General features: G+C 66.9%; 1 pseudogene. It reads left to right on the forward strand.

The features are described from left to right. Positions 1 to 667, forward strand: a pseudogene (locus ABD323_RS43225) (3-hydroxyacyl-[acyl-carrier-protein] dehydratase FabA); the annotation flags it as partial.

Genomic DNA, 667 nt, shown 5'->3' on the forward strand with positions numbered 1-667 from the left:
TGGAGCTGACCCTGCTCCCGCGCCCTTCGGTGATCCCCGACGTCCTGGTCTACCTGAGTGACAAGCCGGTGATCCGGATGCACAACTTCGGCATCCAGATCCGGGAGAAGGAAGGCACCCCGTACCGTCCGGGCGAGGGCGGCGTGCCGGTCTTCCTGGGCCGCCGGAACCGCTCCGGCGAGCCCGCGATGATCAACGAACTGCACCTGGCGCACGCCGCCAAGGGCGACCTGGGCACGGCGATGGGCCCCGAGTTCGACGTCTACGCGAACAGCCGGGCACCCTACATCCCCAACGGGGACTTCCAGTTCGTCGACCGGATCATGTCGCTCAAGGGCACCCGGGGCGACCTGAACCCGGGGTCCGAGATGATCACCGAGTACGACTCCCCGGCCGACGCCTGGTACTACACCCAGAACTCGCACCCGCACATGCCCAACGCGGTGTACATGGAGAGCTCGGTGGAGGCCGCCATCCTGCTCGGCTACTACCTCGGCGCCACCCTCAAGCGGCCCGAGGAGCAGTACGCGATCCGCAACCTGGACGGCCGGGCCACCCTGGTCAAGGACCTCGACCTGCGGGGCAAGACCATCCGGCACCACTCCAAGCTGCTGATGACCAGTGCGATGTCCGGCGCAGTGCTGCAGAACTTCAGCTACGAACTCTC

Source organism: Kitasatospora nipponensis (assembly GCF_039528135.1).
In the GTDB taxonomy this organism is placed as follows: Bacteria; Actinomycetota; Actinomycetes; order Streptomycetales; family Streptomycetaceae; genus Kitasatospora; species Kitasatospora nipponensis.